The sequence below is a fragment of the Acinetobacter sp. 2JN-4 genome, assembly GCF_003687745.1.
GTDB classification, from domain to species: domain Bacteria; phylum Pseudomonadota; class Gammaproteobacteria; order Pseudomonadales; family Moraxellaceae; genus Acinetobacter; species Acinetobacter halotolerans.
This window is the reverse complement of sequence record NZ_RDNY01000013.1, coordinates 1-22,103: the sequence shown is the minus strand read 5'-3', so window position 1 is coordinate 22,103 and position 22,103 is coordinate 1. Positions and strand designations below refer to the sequence as shown.

The window sequence follows — 22,103 nt, the reverse complement described above, 5'->3', positions numbered from 1 at the left end:
AAAAAGAGACCTATATGAGGTCTCTTTCATCTTTGTTTGAATATTTAATGCTTCATACGATTAGTAATCAACGTACCAACACCATGATCGGTAAAAATTTCTAATAAAGTCGCATGTGGAACACGACCATCGACAATATGTGCACTTACCACACCACCTTTGACCGCATCCAGTGCACAGCCAACTTTAGGAATCATCCCACCATAAATTACACCTGTCTCAATTAAACGATCTACTTCTTGGGTACTTAATCCAGTCAGCAGGTTTTTGTTTTCATCAAGTACACCAGTAATATTGGTGAGTAAAATCAGTTTCTCTGCACCTAACGCTTCTGCAACTTTTCCAGCCACTAAGTCAGCATTGATATTATAGGTATTGCCTTCGTCATCAACACCCAACGGGGCAATCACGGGAATAAAATCACCTTGGGTAAACATCTCAAGCACATCCGTTTTAACGCCTGTGACTTCACCAACCATGCCCAAATCAATTTGAGAGATTGAACCATCTGCTTCTTGCTTTTCCATCAACAATTTACGCGCGCGAAGCAAATTTCCATCTTTACCCGTTAAACCAATGGCACGACCACCATGTTGATTAATCAAGTTCACGATGGACTTATTGACACTACCGCCCAAGACCATTTCGACAACTTCCATCGTCGCCTGATCGGTGACACGCATACCATCAATACGGTCTGATTCCTGTCCTAAACGCTTTAATAATGAGTCAACTTGAGGGCCACCACCATGCACCACAATTGGATTTAAACCCACTGTTTTTAATAACACGATGTCTCGAGCAAATGAACTTTCCAACTCTGGATCAGTCATGGCATTGCCACCGTATTTCACCACCAAAGTTTTGCCTGCAAAACGTTGGATGTACGGCAAAGCTTCAATCAAAATTTTAGCTTTATCAATGCCGATATGCTCGTGAGGTGGCATGTATCTCTCCTTATTAAGCCTGTGCGAGTTCTTGTGCAATTAGAGGATATTGATCTTGCAACATAGAAACAAATTCTTGGCGAATCTCAATTAATCGATCTGGGTTATCTGCATCAAAACGAACGGTAAAATACTCACCCGTATTAGATGCTCGAATAATGCCAAAACCATCGTCAAAATCAAGTCTTACGCCATCAATTTTACTTAAACGAGCACCTAAACGATGACTTAAAATCTCAATATCATTTAAAACTTGTTTAGGATTCGCCTCGTGCGTACTGATATAGGTATCTTCGGTGCAATATCGTTCAGGATAAATCGCGAATAATTCAGAAAAACTGCCTGCATTGGATTGGGTAAAATACTCCATTACACGCAATGCGGCGTATAAACCATCGTCATAGCCAAAACCACGCCCATCATTAAAGACATAATGACCAGCATATTCCCCGCCAAACACGGCTTCGCCTTGCGACTGTGATAAATAAGCACGTAAGAAACTACTACCTGTACGAATCATTTTCGCTTGTCCATCGAGTTGCTGCACTGTATCTGCAACCATCCGAGAACACTTCACATCAAATACAATTTCTTTATGTGGATGTTGTAACAAACACATCTGTGCGAACAAAGACAATAAACGATCAGGGCTAATAATATGTGCCTGTTCGTCCAGTAGAACCACCCGATCCCCGTCTCCATCTAAAGCAATGCCTAAATCTGCTTTTTCAGAAATAATTGCAGCTTGTAATTGTCTTAAATGTGCTGCATGCGATGGATCTGGAGCATGATCTGGAAAATCCCCATTTGCCTCACAGCGTAAAGCAATCACCTCGCAGCCTAACTTTTCTAAAACCTGTTTTGCACAACGACCAGCCGAACCATGTAAACCATCTAAAACAACTTTCAAAGGACGTGATAGATCAATATCGCTGAGTAATGATTGCTGATACTGCAAACAGTACTGAGGAATAATCTTATGCAAGACATTTTCCAAATCATGTACTTGATTTAAATCAGACAAAGAGATTTGAGCCAATTGACCGATTTTTTGAATCGCTTCAGGATTCGGTGGTTCACCGCTCAAAATCCACTTAATCCCATTATCCGATTTTGGGTTATGACTTGCAGTGACCATGATGCCATTACCACCATAATCTCTTGCAATATAATACATCATTGGTGATGAACAACACCCAATGTTGGTGACTTTAAAACCCTGTTGTTCAAATATTTGCTGAATAATATTGGCATAAGTTGGACTGGTTAAACGCGCATCGTACCCTATTACGATTTGGTTTTGTTCAGCTTTTTTATACTGTAGTACTAAAGCGTAAGCAATTGAACGAATAACATGAGGTGTTAAATTACTTAGCTTTCCCCGGATATCATAAGCACGAAAAATATTCAGAGGAAATGTATGTTTTATATTCACAGTAAGCCCCTATTTTTTATAATCGAAAGACTATTCAAAAAATATTACTATTAAGAAATTAACGTACCCTTGTTGAGAAAAATTAAAATAAATAAATCGTCAGCTGCTTTTTAATATAGTTTTAAGTAACAATCAATATGAGAAATGCAACGTTCCACGCGAGAACATTGCATTTTTAAAGATCTGTTGAAACGTTATTGTTGGCCTGTATGTCCAAAACCACCTGCACCACGCTCAGTCGCAACAAATTCATTCACTTGTTCAAATTGTGCTTGTACAACAGGTACGAGCACATATTGTGCTAAACGCTCGCCAGGTTCTAAACGGAAGGTGTTTTGTCCACGATTCCAAACAGACACCATCAACTCACCTTGATAGTCTGAATCAATCAAACCAACCAAGTTACCCAACACGATACCGTGCTTATGACCTAAACCAGAACGCGGTAAAATCAAACCCGCAAAATTTGGATCTTCAATGTAAATCGACAAGCCAGTTTTGACTAAAACCGTTTCACCTGCAGCAATCTCAATCGCTTCATCCAAGCAAGCACGTAAATCTAAACCTGCTGAACCTGTCGTCGCATAAGAAGGCAATGCCCACTCTTGACCTAAACGTGCATCTAATACTTTAACTTGGACTTTCATTTCGACTTCCTACTTACACTTTCTTAACGTTTCAATAAAGCTTTTAAATTTGCGAGATAATGTTGCGCCTGCTCTTTCGGGTCAACATTTGGCGCAAGTTTCTTCTTACGACCATGCCATTCCAACTCATCTTGCGGTAACTCATCCAAGAAGCGACTTGGCGTCATCTGACGCATTTGTCCACCGTTTTTACGCTGCTCTGCGAGTGTCAGTGTTAAGCCCTGACGCGCACGGGTAATCCCCACATACATCAAACGACGTTCTTCTTCGATAGTCTCCGCTGCAATCGAGTTTTTATGTGGCAGTAACTCTTCTTCCAAACCAATCATATAGACATAAGGAAACTCCAAACCTTTGGCTGCATGCAGCGTCAATAGGTTCACCTTATCAGTGTCCTCTTCCTCTTGTTGCTGTTCGAGCATATCCAACAACACTAGTTTACGAATCACGCTTTCAATATTTTTCTCATCGACATCGTCAGCACGATTGATCAGGTTTTGGATACTGGTATATAGCGTCTCAATATTATCTATCTTGGTTTTTTCTTGTGCTGGTGTCGCCGCTTGTTCACGCACATAATCAATATAGCCAGCTTCATTGATCATCTGACGAACTTTAGGTACAGGTTCATCATCATCTAAAAGTTCACGGGTGAATGTTGCAATAAAATCAGCGAACTCATGCAATTGTGTTGTCGCTTTCTTTGGCAACACCATCGACAAACGTTGATCTGATGATGCTGTTAGCAATGACAAGGTATTCTCTTGTGCAAATAACCCGAGCTTTTCTAAAGTGACCGGACCAATGGCACGTTTTGGGGTATTAATAATTCGTAAGAAAGCACTGTCATCTTCAGGATTGATGATTAAACGTAAATAGCTCATCACATCTTTGATTTCAGCACGCGCAAAGAATGATTGGCCACCCGATAATTTATAAGGAATCTGTAGTTGACGCAGTTGGGTTTCTAAGACACGTGCTTGGAAATTACCACGATAGAGCACAGCATAATCTTTCCAACTTTTACCATTCATGAGCTTATGTGTGATTAAGTCTTTAACCACACGTTCAGCTTCATCATCATCATTTAAACAGGTGATAATACGAATGGTTTCACCATGCCCTTTATCACTCCACAACTTCTTGTCAAAAATGTGTGGATTATTTTCAATTACGGCATTGGCAGCTTTTAAGATACGGCTAGTCGAGCGATAGTTTTGCTCAAGCTTAATCACTTTCAGATTATGAAAATCCTCTTTGAGTAAAGCCATGTTTTCAGGCTTTGCTCCACGCCATGCATAGATGGATTGGTCATCATCTCCAACCGCAGTGAACTGTCCCATCACCCCGACTAAGAGCTTAACTAAGGTATATTGGGCGGTGTTGGTATCTTGATATTCATCCACCAGCAAATAACGGACTCGGTTTTGCCATTTATCACGCACTTCCGCATTTTCCTGAAGTAAACGCGTTGGCATCACAATCAAATCATCAAAATCAACTGCGTTATAAGCACGTAAGTTCCGCTCATAAAGTTGATAGAGGTGCGCAAGCTGAACATCATCGACCGTTTCGCAGGTTGAATGCGCATGTTCAGGCAAAACCAGATCGTTTTTCCAATCTGAAATTTTTCGCATCGCCTTCGCAATCAAATCTTTGCTTTCAGCACCTGATAAATTGTCACGCTGCATCAAATCCATCAAAATTCGTTTACAGTCATCTGCATCTAAGATTGAGAAGTTGGCTTTCAGCGGCAAGTTTTTTAATTCTAAACGTAATAAATTTAAGCCGAAGGTATGGAAGGTCGAAACAGAAAGCCCTTTTGCCTCTTCACGAGAAAGGAGCTTACTGACACGCTCTTTCATTTCACGTGCTGCTTTATTGGTAAAAGTCATTGCAGTGATGCGATGAGCAGGAATACCACACTGCTGCACCAAAAAAGCAACTTTTCTCGTAATTACCGAAGTTTTACCTGAACCTGCACCTGCAAGCACCAACAAAGGCCCTTGAACATATTTCATGGCTTCAAGTTGCTTGTCATTCAATTGACTGGCAGATGACATCGTTGTAATACCTCTCACGTTTCCGAGCATGATTATAGACATCTCTGTTTTAGAATCCCAATAATAAATCTTGGGATATGTATAAATTATGATGTCTTCTGCAAATAACACGCCACAGCTTGTCGCAAGAAATTTAAGCAATAAAAAAACCACCCGAAGGTGGTTCTTTAAAAATCAGTAAAAATTACTGTTTTGCATAAATGCTGATTTCGACACGACGGTTTTGTTCACGGCCAGAAGCAGTACTGTTGTCTGCAATCGGATTTGATGAACCATAACCTTGTGCATCAATACGACCACCCGAAACACCTTTACCAGCTAAATAGTTTTTAACTGATTGAGCACGTGCTTGAGATAATGGAATATTGATTGAATCATTACCTGTGTTATCTGTATAACCTGTTACCAAGATCGCACTTTGGTTATCTTCAGCCAATACTTGTGCAACTTTATTTAAAGTCGTATAGAAGTTTGGTTTGATATTTGATTTATTGGTATCAAAAGTAATGCTACCAGGCATAATCAATTGAACAGAACCATCTGGATTACGACCAACATCTACACCAGTACCCTGCATTTGTTGACGAAGTTTTTTCTCTTTGTTGTCGAGATATAAACCACCAGCACCACCTAAAACTGCACCAATCGCTGCAGCACGGTTATTTTGCTTACTTGTATTTGCATTACCTTTAGAAACGCCATATCCCGCAGCAGCACCAATCAATGCGCCTAGAGCAGCTTTATCATATTCTACGCCGCCAATATTATTACCAGTAGTTTGGCAACCAGAAAGTACCAATCCAGCCCCTACGAGTGTTGAAATCATTAATGCACGCATTGCGTAGCTCCTGTCTATGTATTTTGTTGTCTTGGTGAATAATGGATGAGAAAACGATGCCATACCATTGATATTTTGTTAATAATAAACAGTTTATTTATATTTTTGTAATACTTTGATGCACTTTACTTGAATAAAGCAACACATTTCCTTCATCGTTATACGTTGACTGCTCTTTTCAAAAATAATATCACCATTTTCATTGTTGAGTTTACTGCATATTCATGTTTCATTCCTCAGTAAAAGCATTAATATTTTGTAGAAATGCGCTCTAACCCATCTAAATATATAAAAATTGTCAAGATCCTCAAATATACGGTTGTATTTCAATTTCTGTTGTTTATAGTTGGACCATCTATTTTTTAAACATTTGCACTCAAGGTTTGATTTATGTCTACCTCAAATAAAAAAGCATCTTTATTGCAAAAAATTAGTAAAGGATTGACCGTTGGTTCTGTCATTACAGGAAGCACCTTCTTGCATGGCCCTCCTGTGCTGGCTTTAGGTTTGACAAAATTATTCAAAAAATCTGCGAAAGTCGATGAAACGAATATCCAACTCGCAAATAGCTGGATTGGGATAAATAACCAACTCATTGAGCATGTACTGCCCAACCTAAAATGGGATATCAGCATCGATGAAAAACTCGATCTAAGCTTACAAGGTCGATATTTGATGATTTGTAATCATCAAAGTTGGGTCGACACCACGGTTAATCAATATTTTGGTTTAACCCGTATGCCGCTTACCCGCTTTTTTACCAAGTGGGAGCTGATTTTTATTCCTTTTGTTGGCCAAGCCTTTAAGATTTTGGGCTTCCCAATGATGAAACGTCATACGAAAGAGCAGATTGCAAAAAACCCTGAACTGAAATCACGCGATATGCAAGAAGCACGCAAAGCCTGTGAACAATTGCTGAGTCAGCCTTTTACTTTATTAAACTATTTAGAAGGCACACGCTTTACGCCTGAAAAACATGCCAAACAGCAGTCACCATATAAAAACCTGCTTAAGCCTAAAGCGGGTGGTTTAGCATTGGCGTTAAATATTCTGGGTGATAAAGTAGATGCCTTTGTTGATATGACCATTGTTTATCCAGATGGCCCGCCTGAATATAGCGATTTTTGGTTGGGTGATGTTTCCCGCATAGCTGTCGATTTACGTAAAATTGAGATTCCTGCTTGGGTGCTTGGGGGCAACTACGAGGATGATCTAGAGTTTCGTGAACGTTTCCAAAAATGGGTCGATCAAATCTGGACTGAAAAAGATCAGCTCATTCAGCAAATGAAAGAAAAATATACAACCACATCGGACATTAAGTAAATTTATGACTCAGCAGAATAAGAAGCCAAAATCTAAATACCACAGTGTCGATCGAAACAGTTGGCCTTTCCGACTGTTTTTGCTCTATGACATCTTTATGGTGTTTATTATTGTATTTAACTTATTCTGCTTGGGGATGAACCTTTTCCTAATGAGTTCACTTGGGGAATGGTTATTTCAACAGATTCACCTACTCAGCGTTCTTGATTTCTATCGAACACACTTAAACCCTTGGGTCATCATCACTGAAGCTTGGTTTATTATATTTCTAATTGCAGAACTGGTTGTACGTTGGATTTTTGCGATCATCAATAAACACCATGCGCGTTGGTGGTGGTTCCCGTTTGTTCATTTTTATGAAATTCTAGCCATTATTCCTTATTTACGTTTTTTACGTTTATTTCGGGCTGGGATTATCGCCTACCGCTTATATGAAATGGGATATCAGGTGATCCCAGACAAGATACAACGCACACTTTTGTTTTACTATCGCGTGGTCATGGAAGAGCTATCCGATCGAGTGGTACTGACTGTTCTTGACGGTTTAAAACATGAGTTAAAAACCAATAGTAGTCATCAACAAACCATTCATAATTTGGTTGATCATCACCGCCAATTATTTGTGACTACGCTCTCCTCGCTACTCCAAGAATCTTTGGCGACTGCTTTACAACAGCAACAACCTGCGATTACCCAAAAAGTAGGAATTATTGTCAATCAAGCCATCGAAGATACGCCTGAGTTGACTCAGCTATTACGCCTTATTCCGATCGTCGGTGGACGGATTGAACAACAGATTCAGAGCATTGGACAACGCTTAGGAGAAAATATTAGCGCGGGTTTAATCGAACCTTTTACAGCAGGCTCACCTCAGCAGCCCAATGAAAATTTTCAATTGATTGCACAAAAAGTCAGTGAGCTAAATATTGATAATCAATATTTGGAAGAACTGGTTAAATCTGTCGTATTTGAAAGCATTGAAGCAATAAGTAAACAAGTCAAAGTCAAGCAATGGCAAGAAATGCTGGATGAAAATGCTCAATTGAACAAAAAAGCAGAATGAATACAAGAAAATTTACTATTCGAGCTAGAGAATTGATGTAATTTGTTCTAGCATTTGCTTTTATTTATAACACACTAGAGTGCTTAAAAGCCCTGAAGGATACATTATGGCTGATATACGGATTACGGGCAGAATGGTGAATTTTAGTCGATTAACTTTCGACACAAATGACCATAATGCAATCCGACAGCAATTGACGAGCACACTCAATGAAGGTTCTTATTTAGGAACTTTGGTAATTATAGACAGTACCGTTGAACAAGAACTCATCGCTTTAATTCAAGTGTTAATCGATCTAGGCCTGCAACCTATGGCTGTGATTGATGGCCTTTTGGGTGATGAAGCCCGAGCGATTCAATTCCCTGTTTTACCTGCAGATCAACCCTTACAGCGAATTAAAGCATCTAAAGAACAAGTGATTGCTCACGAAGTCAAAGACCAACCCCAAAGTACTGCAATACAAACACCACAAAAAAACACATCGCATACGCATATCACCTCTTATCATGATGAGATTTTGCGTACTGGGCAATGTTTGGTACAAGATCAAGGCGATATTATCTTAAATGCAGGTATGAACAGCGGCTCAGAAGTGATTGCATCTGGAAATATTCACATTTATGGTAATGCACGTGGTAGAGTCATTGCAGGTGCAGGTGGACATACTTCAGCGCGCATTTTTTGCAATTCTCTCGAAGCAGAACTGGTCTCTATTGCAGGGACCTATTGTGTTGCAGATGATATCCCTAAAGATCTGATCAAAAAACCTGTACATATTTATTTAAACGCCAAGCAAGAGCTTGAATTTGAAACTTTGCAGTTTTAATTTATAAACACCAAAAAAGCCCTTTTAGGGGCGTATGACCATAAATAGGAGTGGATTCGGTGGCCAAAATTGTTGTCGTAACGTCAGGCAAAGGTGGTGTAGGTAAAACTACGACCAGCGCATCTTTTGCAACAGGATTAGCCCAACGTGGTCATAAAACTGTTGTGATCGATTTCGATGTAGGTTTACGTAATCTTGACTTAATCATGGGCTGCGAACGCCGCGTCGTCTATGACTTTGTTAATGTCATCAATAACGAAGCTCGCTTACAACAAGCACTTATCCGTGATAAAGAGATTGAGAACTTATACATATTACCTGCGTCACAAACCCGTGATAAAGATGCCTTAAGTGATGAAGGTGTTGCACGTGTGATTGATGAATTGTCACAAGAGTTTGATTACATTATTTGTGACTCACCAGCAGGGATCGAGCGTGGTGCAATTTTAGCGATGTATCATGCTGATGAAGCAATCATTGTCACAAACCCTGAAATTTCTTCTGTTCGTGACTCAGATCGTATCATTGGTATGTTGGATAGCAAAACTAAAAAAGTTGAGCAAAACGAAGGCCGTATCCGTAAGCACTTGTGTATCACACGTTTCAATCCAGAACGTGCAGATAGACAAGAAATGCTGACGATTGATGACATTTCTAAAGATATTTTACGTGTTCCGACTTTGGGTGTTATTCCTGAGTGTCCGAGCGTACTTCAAGCATCGAACGAAGGTAAGCCGGTTATTCTTTATACAGAAGAAAAAGCTGGTCAAGCCTATGATGATTTAGTGGCTCGTTTTCTTGGTGAAGAACGTCCTTATCGACACATTGTGGTACAGCCAAGAGGTTGGTTAGCTAGACTATTTGGAGCGTAATGATGGCAGGATTCTGGAGTAAACTATTTAGCAGTGATGAAAAGTCATCAAGTGCACAAACTGCCAAAGATCGTCTAAAGGTAATTGTTGCATCTGAACAAGGCTTAGGTCGTCGTTTAAGCCAAGACAAGATTGACCAAATGAAAAAAGAAATCATGCAGGTCGTCAGTCGTTACGTTCGAGGTGTGGATGAACAGCATATTCAAATGCAAGTTCGTTCAGAAGCAAATATTGAAATGTTAGAAATGAATATCAATTTACCTGAAGATCGATAGTAGTTTTTTCATTAGCGATTTTTTGCAAATAAAGGCAAAATACCTTGCTGCTGAGCAAAGCGTTGCTTTGCAAATCCAGCCTCGTATTTTGCCTTTATTATTTTAAGACTGAGGAGACTGTCATGGCATTATCACAGCCAGCAACTTTCAATGAAGAATGGTCAGATGAGCGTGTGTTTGCCTACCTCAACCAACTTCCACCAACAGGCGTAAATGCTGACTTTCATGTCCTCTATCACGCATTTAAACATATGCGTCCAAATGATTATGAGCGATTGATTACTCAGTTTTTGGCGGATGGTCGTGACTTGAATGCAACCAATCCTGAAGGACAACGTATTCATGACGTGATTGCACAATTTCCACGCCAAAAAGATGGTTTCTTAGAAGTCTTAGCGAAATTTGCATAAAAAAAAGCCTGCATCATGCAGGCGTTTTTTTGACTATCGACTGCCAATCAAATACACACCCAACAAAGTAAAAATCCCACCTGAAACACCATCGATCCATTTTGCAAAGTTTTGATACGCTGTGCGAAATGTAGGTAGAGAAAATACAAATGCGACCAAAGTAAACCATAACGCGGTTTCAACCGAAACAATAATAAAAAGCAATGAATGATGCTGATCAAATAAAGGATTGGTTAAAAACAGAGAAAATACACTACCAAAATAGATGATTGCTTTTGGATTAGACAGATTTGTTAGCAATCCTTTCATAAAAAATAAATAAGGTGATTGAGGCAAGACAATCGGATTTACCGTCTGATCCCCTTTAGAGAAAGCAGAGCGAAGCATCTGGAAGCCAAGCCAACACAAATATAAGCCGCCCGCAATTAACAGCCCTTGTTTAAGCCAAGCCATTTTCTCAAAAATGATATTGAGTCCCATCAAAGCCAATAGTGACCAAAGCATTGCACCGATGCAAATACCCAAAACGACCAATACAGCCTCTTTACGCGAACGACTGATCGCCGTTTGTGAGACCAAAAAGAAATCTGGTCCGGGCGTAATTAATGCACAAAAATGAATGAAAATTAGTGTACTCAATGCAACTAACATAGCTCACCCTAGCAATGGGACTCCAAAGCGTAAGCTTAAATAAAAAATGTGATTATTACTATATAAAAATAAGCAAATATAAAAAGAAAGCCCCTAAATAGAGGCTTTATTATTGGATTTTTCTCGTTAAACGAGAATATCTCGTTTGCCATTTGCACCCATCGCACTGACGATACCATTTTCTTCCATTTGGTCAATAATACGGGCAGCTCGGTTATAACCTAAACTAAATTTGCGCTGTAATGAGGAGGTTGAGGCTTTGCGTGTTTCCAAAACAAAAGCAACACACTGATCATAAAGCGCATCACGGTTTGGATCACCATCACCATCTTCAAAACCACGTGAAGATGGTTCCTCATCAAAAGGCGTCAAGATTTCATCAACATAGTTAGGTTCACCACGCTCACGCCATGCATCACAAATGCGATTGACTTCGTCATCACTAATAAATGCACCATGAACACGCTCAGGCTCAATTTTACCTGGCCCTAAGAACAACATATCACCATGACCAAGCAAGTCCTCTGCCCCGCCCGCATCCAAGATCGTACGCGAGTCAATCTTACTGTTAACACGTAATGCCACACGGGTTGGAATATTGGCTTTAATCAAACCAGTGATCACATCTACAGATGGACGTTGCGTTGCAAGCAGCAAATGGATACCTGCCGCACGAGATTTTTGCGCTAACCGCGTAATCATTTCTTCCGCTTTTTTACCGACCTGCATAATCATGTCAGCAAACTCATCCGCAACAATGACGATCGAAGGTAACGGCGTCAAACGTGCTGCACGTTCTTGTGTTGCTGAGTCACTTGGTTTCCACGTTGGATCGATTAAATCCTCACCATTTGCAATCGCTTCTTCAACTTTACGATTGTAGTCACTGAGTTTACGAATTTTAAGAAATGACATCAGTTTATAACGACGTTCCATTTCATTTACACACCAATTTAATGCACTTACCGCATCTTTCATGTCGGTTACAACAGGCGTTAATAAGTGAGGAATATCATTATAATTGGCTAATTCAAGCTGTTTTGGATCAATTAAAATAAAACGCAATTGATCAGGCGTATATTTCAGCAACATCGACAAAATCATCGAGTTGACCGCAACTGATTTACCTGAACCTGTCGTTCCCGCGACCAACATGTGTGGTGCTTTCCCCAAATCTGCAATAACAGGATTACCTGAAATATCTTTACCCATCGCCATAGAAAGAATGCTATTTGGATCGGTAAAAGCAGGAATGGTCAATAATTCAATCAGACGCACCATTTCACGCGTGCTGTTTGGAACTTCAATACCAATATAAGGTTTGCCCGGAATGACTTCTACAACCCGCACAGATGCCATCGACATTGAACGCGCTAAGTCACGCGAAATATTGGTCACTTTAGATGCTTTAACGCCCGGTGCAAGATCGAGTTCAAAACGCGTGACCACAGGTCCTGGTTGAGCTTCAACCACCTGTGCTTTTACATTGAATTCCTGTAGCTTAATTTCTAATAATTCAGAAAGTCGTGCCAATTGCTCCGCTGTAAAATTCACCTTTTTGTTTGGATCAACCTTATCCAACAACTCTAAGCCTGGCAAAGTTGGTAAGTCACGACGTTTCTGTGCAACCTGCATCGCACGTGACATTGGACGCCCAAATGTATCCGTTAATGGCGCATCCAAATCAAAATCTTCTTCTAAATCTAAATCAGTTTCAGCTTTTCCAGCCGTTTCTTGCCATGCTTCAATAAATGCTTCTTTGGAGAGCTTTTCTTTTTGCAACTCGCTAGAGGCGCTCACAGTAGCAGCTTGTAAATGAGAGTTACTGCTCGTTGGAGTTATTATCTTGTCTTGCTCACTTTCAACTAAAAGATCATTAAAATGATCGAAATCATCTTGTGCATCTAGATGTGTATTTTTGGTAGGTGATGGATGCGAATAAAGGTTTTTGGTCGATGTCGATTCACTGGCATCTGAACCAAAGTCAGTATTCACTTCCAGCGCATTATGATGAGAAGTTTGTTCAACTTCATTTCTAAATGGTGTGTGTAAATCGGTTGCTGTCTTTGTGTTTGGAACTGCAGCCAATAACTCATCAAAAATTTGGTCGTCATTCCAATCTAAATGGTGATCATTGCTTTTCTGCGTCACAAATTCTGATTGCGAATGCTGTGATGCTGTAGAAGAGTTTACATCATCCGCAGCTCTGAGAAGCGCATCAATCTCCTGCTTATGATTGGCATCATCGCTTTGTAGTGCGCGCCACACTTCACCAGTTTGAACTAAACGCTGGCTTTCTGTCTCAAATTGATGAGCTCGTTGTAAAGTTTGCTCGAAATCGTCTTCGGTTTGCGGCGTTTGTTGTGGTTGATTACCTTGTTGCTCTCGCGCAACTACATCAGCAAACAACTTTTCCGCTAAAATCTGATGATGTGAATCATCCATTTTTGTTGCTTTGATCTGAACATTATCTACCATTTCGCTAGTTAGCGTGGCTTGCTGAACATCCGATTCAGTCTGTACTGATACTTTATTTTTTATTGCAGGTATTTCTGATGCCGCCAATTGCTCAGTACGGTCATAAGCAGACTCATTCTGCGGCACATTTCTATAGAATAAATCCTGTAAATAAGCTGGCGTCTTTTTCAACATCAACCATGTTTTATTCCATTGAATACCGAAAGCTAAAGTAATCAATAAAATACTAAATGCCAGTAAAAAAAATGTCGCTCCATAAATGGTTAATAGGTGAGACAAACTTTGCCCTAACTCATAACCAATGATGCCACCTGCAGCATTATCCAGCGTATCCGCAGGCGTGTTCCAGTGTAAATACAATAAACTAGAGATCGATAAGATCAAAAAGAACTGTGCTGCATAACGAAAAGGTAAATTTAGAAAGCTTCTTGGCCACCAAACCTGCACTGCCTCTATAAATAGAAATAAAGGAATAAGTAAGCTCGCCCAGCCCAAGAAACCAAATAATAAATCTGCGATCCAAGCGCCTGCGACCCCACTGGCATTTGAAACATGTTGGGTATCACTGGAGATATGCATCCAACCCGGATCAAAAGGTGTGTAGGTCACTGTGGCAAGAAATAAATAAATGCCAAAAGAAATTAAAAATAATGTCATTAAAAAGCGTTGTGCATAAACACTTGACACCGCAGCCATATACAATCCTGTAACCCAATTCGTTATTTGTTGGTATCTTTTAAGGTCTAACTTACCTTAATCAATAAGTTTTATATTATGCACTCGTTCTAACAAAAAAGATGCACGATTGTTTACTGTTGTTGTTAACATCGAAGGCCGATTCACACTTCAGACACGTAATTTTGAAATAATCCACCCATCAAACATGGTATAGCCTATTTCGATTGAACTTATCAATATTATCCACATGGTTTTGCCCCAAAACGCTTGTGGATTCACGTATAATTTTAGCATTTTCAATATAAGAAGGATGTTCTTTAATGAACGCTCGTCACTCACGATTAATTATTCTGGGTTCTGGTCCTGCAGGTTACAGCGCGGCAGTTTATGCTGCACGTGCCAATCTCAAACCGACACTCATCGCCGGTATACAACTAGGTGGTCAATTGACCACGACCACTGAAGTCGATAACTGGCCGGGTGACCCTGAAGGATTGACTGGTCCAGTACTGATGGATCGTATGCAAGCTCATGCAGAACGTTTTGGTACTGAACTCGTCTACGATCACATTAATGAAGTTGACCTTAAAACTCGCCCATTCGTATTAAAGGGTGACATGGCTGAATACACATGTGATGCGCTTATCATTGCAACAGGTGCGACTGCACAGTACTTAGGTCTTGAATCTGAAGCTGCATTTATGGGACAAGGCGTCAGTGCTTGCGCAACATGTGACGGTTTCTTCTACAAGAACCAAAATGTCATGGTCGTTGGTGGTGGTAACACTGCGGTAGAAGAAGCGCTTTATCTTTCAAATATTGCTGCACATGTCACTTTGGTCCATCGTCGTGACAGCTTACGTTCAGAAAAGATTTTACAAGATCATCTTTTTGCTAAAGAAAAAGAAGGCAAAATTAGTATCATTTGGAATCATCAAGTCGATGAAGTACTGGGTGATAAAACTGGTGTGACTTCTGTTCGTATCAAATCAACGCAAGACTCAAGCACTCAAGACGTTCAAGTCCAAGGTCTATTTGTTGCGATTGGTCATAAACCGAATACCAGTATGTTTGACGGTCAACTTAACCTACGTGATGGCTACATCCAAGTGCAAAGTGGTACTTCTGGCAATGCAACAGCAGCTTCTATTGAAGGTGTTTTTGCTGCAGGTGATGTCGCGGATAGTATTTATCGCCAAGCGATTACTTCGGCTGGATCAGGCTGTATGGCTGCTTTAGATGCTGAGAAATATTTAGACAATTCGAACTAATTTACACTTTATGAAAAGACCACCAAATTTTTGGTGGTTTTTTTTATAAATCATTCATACAATCAAAAACATGAATACTTTTTAAACAAAATTTAATAATGGATGTATGAATGACAACAACATGGACTAACGGCTATCAAACAGAAGTAAATTATACCTATGGTTATTATCGTGACTTGAGCCCGAATTTTCAAAAATTCTGCTTACTGCTCAATGGCATCGAAAGTCCTGACTTTCAGGATAACCAAACCCATTGTGAACTTGGTTTTGGACAAGGCGTTAGTATTAACATTCACGCCACAAGTAATGAAGCTAAATTTTACGGTACCGACTTTAATCCTGCCCATGCAGCACATGCCAATCAATTAGCAGAACAAAGCCATATTGAGCATTTTTTTTATGATGATAGCTTTGAGGAACTTCTGAATCGCCATGATTTACCGATGTTTAACTCGATCAGTTTGCACGGTATATGGAGCTGGATTAGCTATGAAAATCAACATATTATATTAAAATTCATTCGAAAGTTTCTAAAACCAAATGGTATTGTATATATCAGCTATAACTGCGTCACTGGTTGGGCTGCAAACATGCCAATCCGTGAGCTATTTCATAGTCATTTCAAATTTAATAGTAAAAGTACCAACCCAATTCAAAAGGTGAATGAAGCACTAAACTTTAGTGATGAGTTACTCAAACAAAACCCCGTTTTTGCTCAGCGTAATCCAAACGCCACACAAAAAGTTGCAGACTTAAAACAACAAAATCCCAACTATTTGATTCATGAATATCTAAACCAAGATTGGCAATGTTTTTCATTTCAACAGATTGTCCGCATTCTTGATGAAATCAAACTGTCTTATGCTGGTTCTACTGATTTAGGTTCTCATCTTGATAATATTAACTTTTCTGAAGAACATCAAACGTTTTTAGATGCAATTGAACATCCGATCTTCAAAGAGCAATGCCGAGACTATTTTGCAAATACACAGTTTAGAAGAGACTTATTCATTCGTGGAAAGAACAATTTAACTCCACTACAAGTCCAAGAAAAATTACGCAAGACCGCTTTTGTGTTACTTACGGCTAAAGAACAATTACCAACAAGTATCAATGGTCTATTAGGTACATTCAATTTAATTGAAGAAATTTATCAACCTATTGCTAATCGATTTGCTGAGGATAATTATCAACCATTAACAATCGCGGAGTTTGAACAAAGTTTTCCAGAACTAAACTACGCAAAGATTTTAAATGCATTAGTAATTTTATGTCATCTCGGTTTGGCGCAACCTTGTCAAAATCTTAAACCACAAGAGAAAACGGTTAAACACTGCCATGATTTAAACCATCACATCCTGAAACAAGCCAGTTTTCATCAAAACTATAACGTCTTAGTCAGCCCACTTACTGGTATCGGCATTCCAACAGAACACTTCCATCAGCTATTCTATCGTGCACATTTTATTGATGGATTAGAAACAGCAAGTGATTTTGCGATTTATGTCCAAAATGTTATCAGTCAACTTGGATGGCTAGTTTTAGATAAAGATGGCAATACCGTGGCTGATAAAACCCAGAGCCTTGAGATCATAAAGGGCAAAGCGCAAATCTTTATTGATAGTAAAAAAATTGAAATCGCGAAACAACTTCGTTTATTTAATTAGCCTGTCAATGGAATGGTGATCTTTCAACGATTGCCATTCTGTTTCAGTTCAGTTAGTTTAGAATCATTCCTATTAACTTTTCCTGATATGCAACAACTCCCCTTATCTCAATACAATTTTCCAAATCCAATAGAAGCAGATCCTGACGGTCATGGATTTATCTGTATTGGCGCGGATCTATCCCCTTCCACTTTATTCGAAGCGTATACCCACGGCTTATTTCCTTGGTTCAATGAAGATGAACCGATATGCTGGTGGAGTCCCGAACCTCGCTGCATTATCGAACCGCGATCCTACAAGCCAAGCAAATCCTTAATCCGTAATATGAAAAAGCATGATTATCGGATTACCATTAACCATGCTTTTGAAGAGGTCATGCGCTCTTGTTCAATGCCACGTAGCTATACCAATGAAACATGGATTAGCGAAGATATTATTCAAGGCTATTGCGCTTTATTTGAAGCGGGCTATGCTTATAGTGTTGAGGTCTGGCATCACCAGCAACTTGTAGGTGGCTTGTATGGCGTCAGCATTGGTAAAGGCTGTTTTGGTGAGTCAATGTTCAGCACTGAAACCGATGTATCAAAAATGGCATTTTATACCCTAATGCTGATCGGACAAGAAAATCAGTTAGCTTGGGTGGATTGCCAATTGGTCAATGAACACCTCATCAGCTTAGGCGCACGTACACTTTCTCGCCAAATATATCTAAAATCGTTACAAGATGTAATTATTGCCCCCCCTATCAATTGGAAAAGCTATCAAGAACGTGTATTTTCAAGTAAAACAATAGCACTTAATGCAAAATTAGACGGTTAACGGACGAACACCTTGGAGGGACAGATTCATGAAATCATACCAACCCAAGTCCCTTTTAAATGACTTACAGTATTACATCACGCCACCGCATGATTGTAGCTACCTAGATAGCAAATCAGCTCGAATGGTGTTTTTAGATCCAATTCACCGTATAGATGTGGTGACATTGTCGGAACTTTCTCGCGTCGGTTTTCGACGCAGTGGGGATTTTGTTTATCGCCCTGAGTGCCATTTGTGTCGCCAATGTTTATCTTGTCGCGTACCTATTCAAGAATTTCAAATGAATAGTAGCCAGAAAAAGGCATGGAAGCGTAACCAAGATTTAAAAATGAATATTTTGCCCACTTCTCAAGCGACGCAACAACATTACGATTTATACGAACGCTATATCAATGAACGCCATGCAGATGGCGATATGTATCCAGCAAACCTTGACCAGTTTGAAAAATTCCTTGTGCATAGCTGTACCGATAGTTTCTTTCTGGAACTATGGAAAGATCAGAAACTGATTGGGGTTTCAACCTGTGATCTAATGGATGATGGGCTATCCGCCGTTTATACCTTCTTTGACCCAGACGAACAACGTCGTTCTTTGGGCGTCTTTGCGATTCTTAAGCAAATCGAATATGTCCGCAGTCTAAACCTTGAATACCTCTATCTGGGTTACTGGGTTCCCCACTCACAAAAAATGAATTATAAATCACAATATACGCCACTCGAATTATTGCTTGATGGACAATGGCGTAGGCTCAATCGTCCACTCTCCAATGATGAAATACAGCAACTTGGAGATTCATTAATGAGTACACTTCCATCCGAATGGAATAATTTAATTATTAAATAGCGTTTTATTGAAATAGCGCCGCAAAATCATCAGTGCATGTTCTGACCATGATCACAGCATGCTCTCTTGAACCATCACCATTTGGATAATAGTTTTTGCGTAAATCAATTTGATGGAATTGCGCTTTTTCATATAAACGAATCGCTGCGCGATTACTTTCTCGTACTTCTAAAAAAATCTGAATCGGATTATTTTTTAATTGCTCGATTGAATAGTCAAGTAATGTATAGCCTAATCCTTGCCCTTGCTGACTTGGATGAATAGCCATCAGTAATAAATTTGCTTCGTCCAACACAGGCTGTAAGATACAAAAGCCTACCACCTGATTGGCTTGTTCATAAACAGTACATTGGTGAGATACTAAAGATTCTTGGAACTGCTGTTTAGACCATGGATGTGTCTGAACTAAGCGCTCAATCGCAGCAACATGATCCACGTCACTTTCTTGCATCAATCGGATCAAAATCTACTACTCTATAAATATGATGATGCGATTATCAGCAATTTTAGCCAAAATTTGAATAAAAAAATGGACAGTTTTCACTGTCCGTTGAAGTTAACTTGGATTAAAACCTAATTCAGTACGCCATTTATTTAATAGCTCAGTTGTATCATCATCATTCGGATGAAAGCGAGGTCTTAGGAAATCGAGTAATGTCGGAATCTGACGTGACATAAAGCCTTTGTAGCCATACATAAATTTGATCATATACTTGGTATCACGCCAAGTAAGCTTGCCATCTGTTTTCAGTAACTTCGCTGTAAAATATGATTGCGTGATAAAGATCAAACCCATTGCAATTACAAGCGCCAACGAACGCATAAAATACGCTTTTGGACCTCGACCATACATAGCTTCATACACATCAAAAGCCACCGCTTTATGTTCATTTTCTTCTACTGCATGCCACATCCAAAGGTGATACATCGTTTCGTCTTGGAACATTGCTTGAATATCTGGATTACTTAATAATTCTTCAGCGATGGTTGATGTAAAATGCTCTAATGCACAAGTCGCAGTTAATCCAATCATCTCTTTGGTAAAACCAAATGGCTTCATAAGTTTTTCTACAACAGTGGTCCCCACTTGAATTACTTTTCCAGTCTGTGATTCCATGCGACGCACATCGTAACCATAGGCCTGTGCAGCTGCATTAAAAGCCAAATGTTCTTTAGAATGCATTGCCTCTTGACCAATGAAAGCACTAATTTCTTTTTGTAATTGGGGATCGGAGAGTTTCGGATCATTTCTCACAGCACGAGTACTATTGACGAAGAATTGCTCACCTTCTGGGAATAGTGCAGATAATGCAGTCATAAAATGTGTCAATGCCGCATCACCATGTGCCCAGTAGCGTGGTACTTCAGCAAACTCAAAATCCATTCGGCGTACAGGAAAACTCGCACCAGCACGGTTTGAAATATTGACTTTAGCATTCATCCCTTATTCTCCTATGATGTAACATATTCTTTTCAATCATTTCCTATCTATTAGTTATACGCGCTTTTATCTGCATTAAATAAGTGCAGATAAGGTCAGATAAGCATCATCTTGGGACATCTCGCCACGCTTTTGCCGACACATCGAAAAGAAACTTAAACAGAAAAAGGACAACCTTGGTTGTCCTTTTTCATAAAAACATTTAAGGATGATGCATAAAAATTACAAACCCAACTTGGCTTTCCAATCTTTGAGTAACTGCACAGTATCTAGATCATTTGGATGGAAGCCTGGTTTCAAGTATGCAAGCATTTCACCAACCATACCTGTAATAATCCCTTTTGATGGGCTATAACCATATTTATAAATCATACCCAATTCTTTTAGATTCAGTTTGCCATCTTGTTTAAGCAAGCGTAGTACGAATGATGATTGTGCTAAGAAAATAAAGACCATTGCCACCACTAATGCAGTATTACGCAATGTATAGGCTTTGATGCCACGACCAAAAATTTCTTCATAAACATCATAGGCAACTGCTTTGTGTTCATTTTCTTCGACTGCATGCCAAAACCACATATATGACATGGTGTCATCTGTCATCAGCTCTTGAATGTGCGGATTACGTAATAGTTCAGACGCAATCGTCGCAGTAAAGTGTTCCAACGCTGTCGTTGCAGTTAAATCAACCATTTCTTGTGTCATGCCAAATGGCTTAACGACTCTCGCAAAATTCTTCCGCGTAAATTGAATCAGTTTCGCTGTACGTTTTTCCAAAGTTGTAACATCATGACCATATTTCAGTGCAGACTGATTAAAACCGACATGCTCTTGCGTATGCATGGCTTCTTGACCAATAAAAGCACTGATTTCTTTTTGTAGTGCTTCATTATCTTTGATTGCAGGATGATGGCGAACTGCACGAACAGAATCAATGAACAGCTTTTCACCATCTGGAAATAACGCAGATAGAGCTGTCATAAAATGAGTTAAACCTGCTGAACCACTCATCCAATATTCAGGAACTTGGTCAAAATCAAAGTTCATGCGACGTACAGGAAAACTTGCACCTGCACGATTAGAAATATTTACTTTAGCATTCATACAGCCGACTCCTTTTAAGTGAAATATCTCACTGAGTACTTTTGTTTATTTTCTTGAGTTTTATCTTACTGTTTTATTGGTATCAATTAAGTGCAGTTTAGGACAGCTAAGTATCAGTTTGGGACATGAGGAGAAATAAAGCATCGCTTTATTTCGACGCAAGAGGAAAAATTAATTAAGTATTAATTTTTCCGACGCAAGAAAATAAAGAGCAAACACTAGGCATAAAAAAACACCCCAGAGGGGGTGTTTTTTATTACTCTAAATGATTAGAGAGTTACTTTCGCAACAACACCAGCACCTACAGTACGACCACCTTCACGGATCGCAAAACGTAGACCTGGGTCCATTGCGATTGGGTGAATTAATTCTACTGACATTTCAACGTTGTCACCTGGCATAACCATTTCAACGCCGTCTTGTAATTGGATTGCGCCAGTTACGTCAGTTG

General features: G+C 39.5%; 20 protein-coding genes and 1 pseudogene. 10 read left to right on the top strand and 11 right to left on the bottom strand.

Going from position 1 to position 22,103, the window contains the following annotated elements; translation table 11 throughout:
• Window positions 1–44 precede the first annotated feature (44 nt).
• From argB to EAH57_RS14830, 5 genes are all read right to left on the bottom strand, one after another.
• The gene (argB, locus tag EAH57_RS14850) at window positions 45–947 is read right to left on the bottom strand and encodes an acetylglutamate kinase (protein WP_005198048.1); all 903 of its coding nucleotides are present in this window, start codon (window positions 945–947) and stop codon (window positions 45–47) included.
• 13 nt (window positions 948–960) lie between these two features.
• Entirely contained in the window at window positions 961–2,382 is a 1,422-nt protein-coding gene (locus tag EAH57_RS14845) for a phosphomannomutase/phosphoglucomutase (protein WP_121930721.1), read from the bottom strand.
• A 194-nt stretch (window positions 2,383–2,576) separates the two neighbouring features.
• A complete protein-coding gene (gene dut / locus EAH57_RS14840; protein WP_121930720.1) occupies window positions 2,577–3,029 on the bottom strand; it encodes a dUTP diphosphatase in 453 nt (150 codons plus the stop codon).
• A gap of 23 nt (window positions 3,030–3,052) precedes the next feature.
• Window positions 3,053–5,092, bottom strand: coding sequence for a UvrD-helicase domain-containing protein (locus EAH57_RS14835; RefSeq protein ID WP_004670132.1), 2,040 nt, complete (start codon window positions 5,090–5,092; stop codon window positions 3,053–3,055).
• Window positions 5,093–5,276: 184 nt separating this feature from the next.
• Window positions 5,277–5,930 (bottom strand): OmpA family protein, encoded by a 654-nt coding sequence (locus EAH57_RS14830; protein ID WP_121930719.1) that lies wholly within the window; start codon window positions 5,928–5,930, stop codon window positions 5,277–5,279.
• Window positions 5,931–6,320: 390 nt separating this feature from the next.
• On the opposite strand from EAH57_RS14830, the gene EAH57_RS14825 reads away from it, so the two are divergent.
• From EAH57_RS14825 to EAH57_RS14800, 6 genes are all read left to right on the top strand, one after another.
• Window positions 6,321–7,253 carry an acyltransferase gene (locus EAH57_RS14825; RefSeq protein WP_121930718.1) on the top strand — a complete coding sequence of 311 codons (933 nt, stop codon included), beginning with the start codon at window positions 6,321–6,323 and terminating at the stop codon, window positions 7,251–7,253.
• A gap of 4 nt (window positions 7,254–7,257) precedes the next feature.
• Window positions 7,258–8,316, top strand: coding sequence for a preprotein translocase subunit SecA (locus EAH57_RS14820; RefSeq protein ID WP_121930717.1), 1,059 nt, complete (start codon window positions 7,258–7,260; stop codon window positions 8,314–8,316).
• A gap of 106 nt (window positions 8,317–8,422) precedes the next feature.
• Entirely contained in the window at window positions 8,423–9,142 is a 720-nt protein-coding gene (gene minC, locus EAH57_RS14815) for a septum site-determining protein MinC (RefSeq protein ID WP_121930716.1), read from the top strand.
• 59 nt (window positions 9,143–9,201) lie between these two features.
• A complete protein-coding gene (gene minD / locus EAH57_RS14810) occupies window positions 9,202–10,014 on the top strand; it encodes a septum site-determining protein MinD (RefSeq protein ID WP_004670121.1) in 813 nt (270 codons plus the stop codon).
• A 2-nt stretch (window positions 10,015–10,016) separates the two neighbouring features.
• Window positions 10,017–10,289 (top strand): cell division topological specificity factor MinE, encoded by a 273-nt coding sequence (gene minE / locus EAH57_RS14805; protein ID WP_004670120.1) that lies wholly within the window; start codon window positions 10,017–10,019, stop codon window positions 10,287–10,289.
• Window positions 10,290–10,411: 122 nt separating this feature from the next.
• Window positions 10,412–10,699, top strand: a complete 288-nt coding sequence (locus tag EAH57_RS14800; protein WP_005150979.1) for a PA4642 family protein — start codon at window positions 10,412–10,414, stop codon at window positions 10,697–10,699.
• Between the two features lie 33 nt (window positions 10,700–10,732).
• Here the strand turns inward: EAH57_RS14800 and rhtC are convergent, their stop codons facing one another.
• Together rhtC and EAH57_RS14790 are read right to left on the bottom strand one after the other, a co-directional pair.
• Window positions 10,733–11,350, bottom strand: a complete 618-nt coding sequence (gene rhtC / locus EAH57_RS14795) for a threonine export protein RhtC (protein WP_004670116.1) — start codon at window positions 11,348–11,350, stop codon at window positions 10,733–10,735.
• Window positions 11,351–11,476: 126 nt separating this feature from the next.
• Window positions 11,477–14,524 (bottom strand): DNA translocase FtsK, encoded by a 3,048-nt coding sequence (locus EAH57_RS14790; protein ID WP_121930715.1) that lies wholly within the window; start codon window positions 14,522–14,524, stop codon window positions 11,477–11,479.
• A 302-nt stretch (window positions 14,525–14,826) separates the two neighbouring features.
• Between EAH57_RS14790 and trxB the strand changes: the two genes are divergently transcribed.
• The 4 genes from trxB to EAH57_RS14770 all read left to right on the top strand — a co-directional run bounded on the left by trxB (window position 14,827) and on the right by EAH57_RS14770 (window position 19,107).
• Window positions 14,827–15,777 carry a thioredoxin-disulfide reductase gene (trxB, locus tag EAH57_RS14785; protein WP_121930714.1) on the top strand — a complete coding sequence of 317 codons (951 nt, stop codon included), beginning with the start codon at window positions 14,827–14,829 and terminating at the stop codon, window positions 15,775–15,777.
• Between the two features lie 110 nt (window positions 15,778–15,887).
• Window positions 15,888–17,444 carry a class I SAM-dependent methyltransferase gene (locus EAH57_RS14780; protein ID WP_121930713.1) on the top strand — a complete coding sequence of 519 codons (1,557 nt, stop codon included), beginning with the start codon at window positions 15,888–15,890 and terminating at the stop codon, window positions 17,442–17,444.
• A gap of 87 nt (window positions 17,445–17,531) precedes the next feature.
• Window positions 17,532–18,263 (top strand): leucyl/phenylalanyl-tRNA--protein transferase, encoded by a 732-nt coding sequence (gene aat / locus EAH57_RS14775; protein ID WP_121930764.1) that lies wholly within the window; start codon window positions 17,532–17,534, stop codon window positions 18,261–18,263.
• 28 nt (window positions 18,264–18,291) lie between these two features.
• Window positions 18,292–19,107, top strand: coding sequence for an arginyltransferase (locus EAH57_RS14770; protein ID WP_121930712.1), 816 nt, complete (start codon window positions 18,292–18,294; stop codon window positions 19,105–19,107).
• Between the two features lie 4 nt (window positions 19,108–19,111).
• On the opposite strand, the gene rimI is transcribed toward EAH57_RS14770, so the two are convergent.
• The 4 genes and pseudogenes from rimI to EAH57_RS14750 all read right to left on the bottom strand — a co-directional run.
• A complete protein-coding gene (gene rimI, locus EAH57_RS14765; protein ID WP_213071152.1) occupies window positions 19,112–19,570 on the bottom strand; it encodes a ribosomal protein S18-alanine N-acetyltransferase in 459 nt (152 codons plus the stop codon).
• 93 nt (window positions 19,571–19,663) lie between these two features.
• The gene (locus EAH57_RS14760) at window positions 19,664–20,548 is read right to left on the bottom strand and encodes a metal-dependent hydrolase (protein ID WP_121930710.1); all 885 of its coding nucleotides are present in this window, start codon (window positions 20,546–20,548) and stop codon (window positions 19,664–19,666) included.
• Between the two features lie 222 nt (window positions 20,549–20,770).
• Window positions 20,771–21,652 (bottom strand): metal-dependent hydrolase, encoded by an 882-nt coding sequence (locus tag EAH57_RS14755; RefSeq protein ID WP_121930709.1) that lies wholly within the window; start codon window positions 21,650–21,652, stop codon window positions 20,771–20,773.
• 269 nt (window positions 21,653–21,921) lie between these two features.
• Window positions 21,922–22,103, bottom strand: a pseudogene (locus EAH57_RS14750) (elongation factor Tu); the annotation flags it as partial.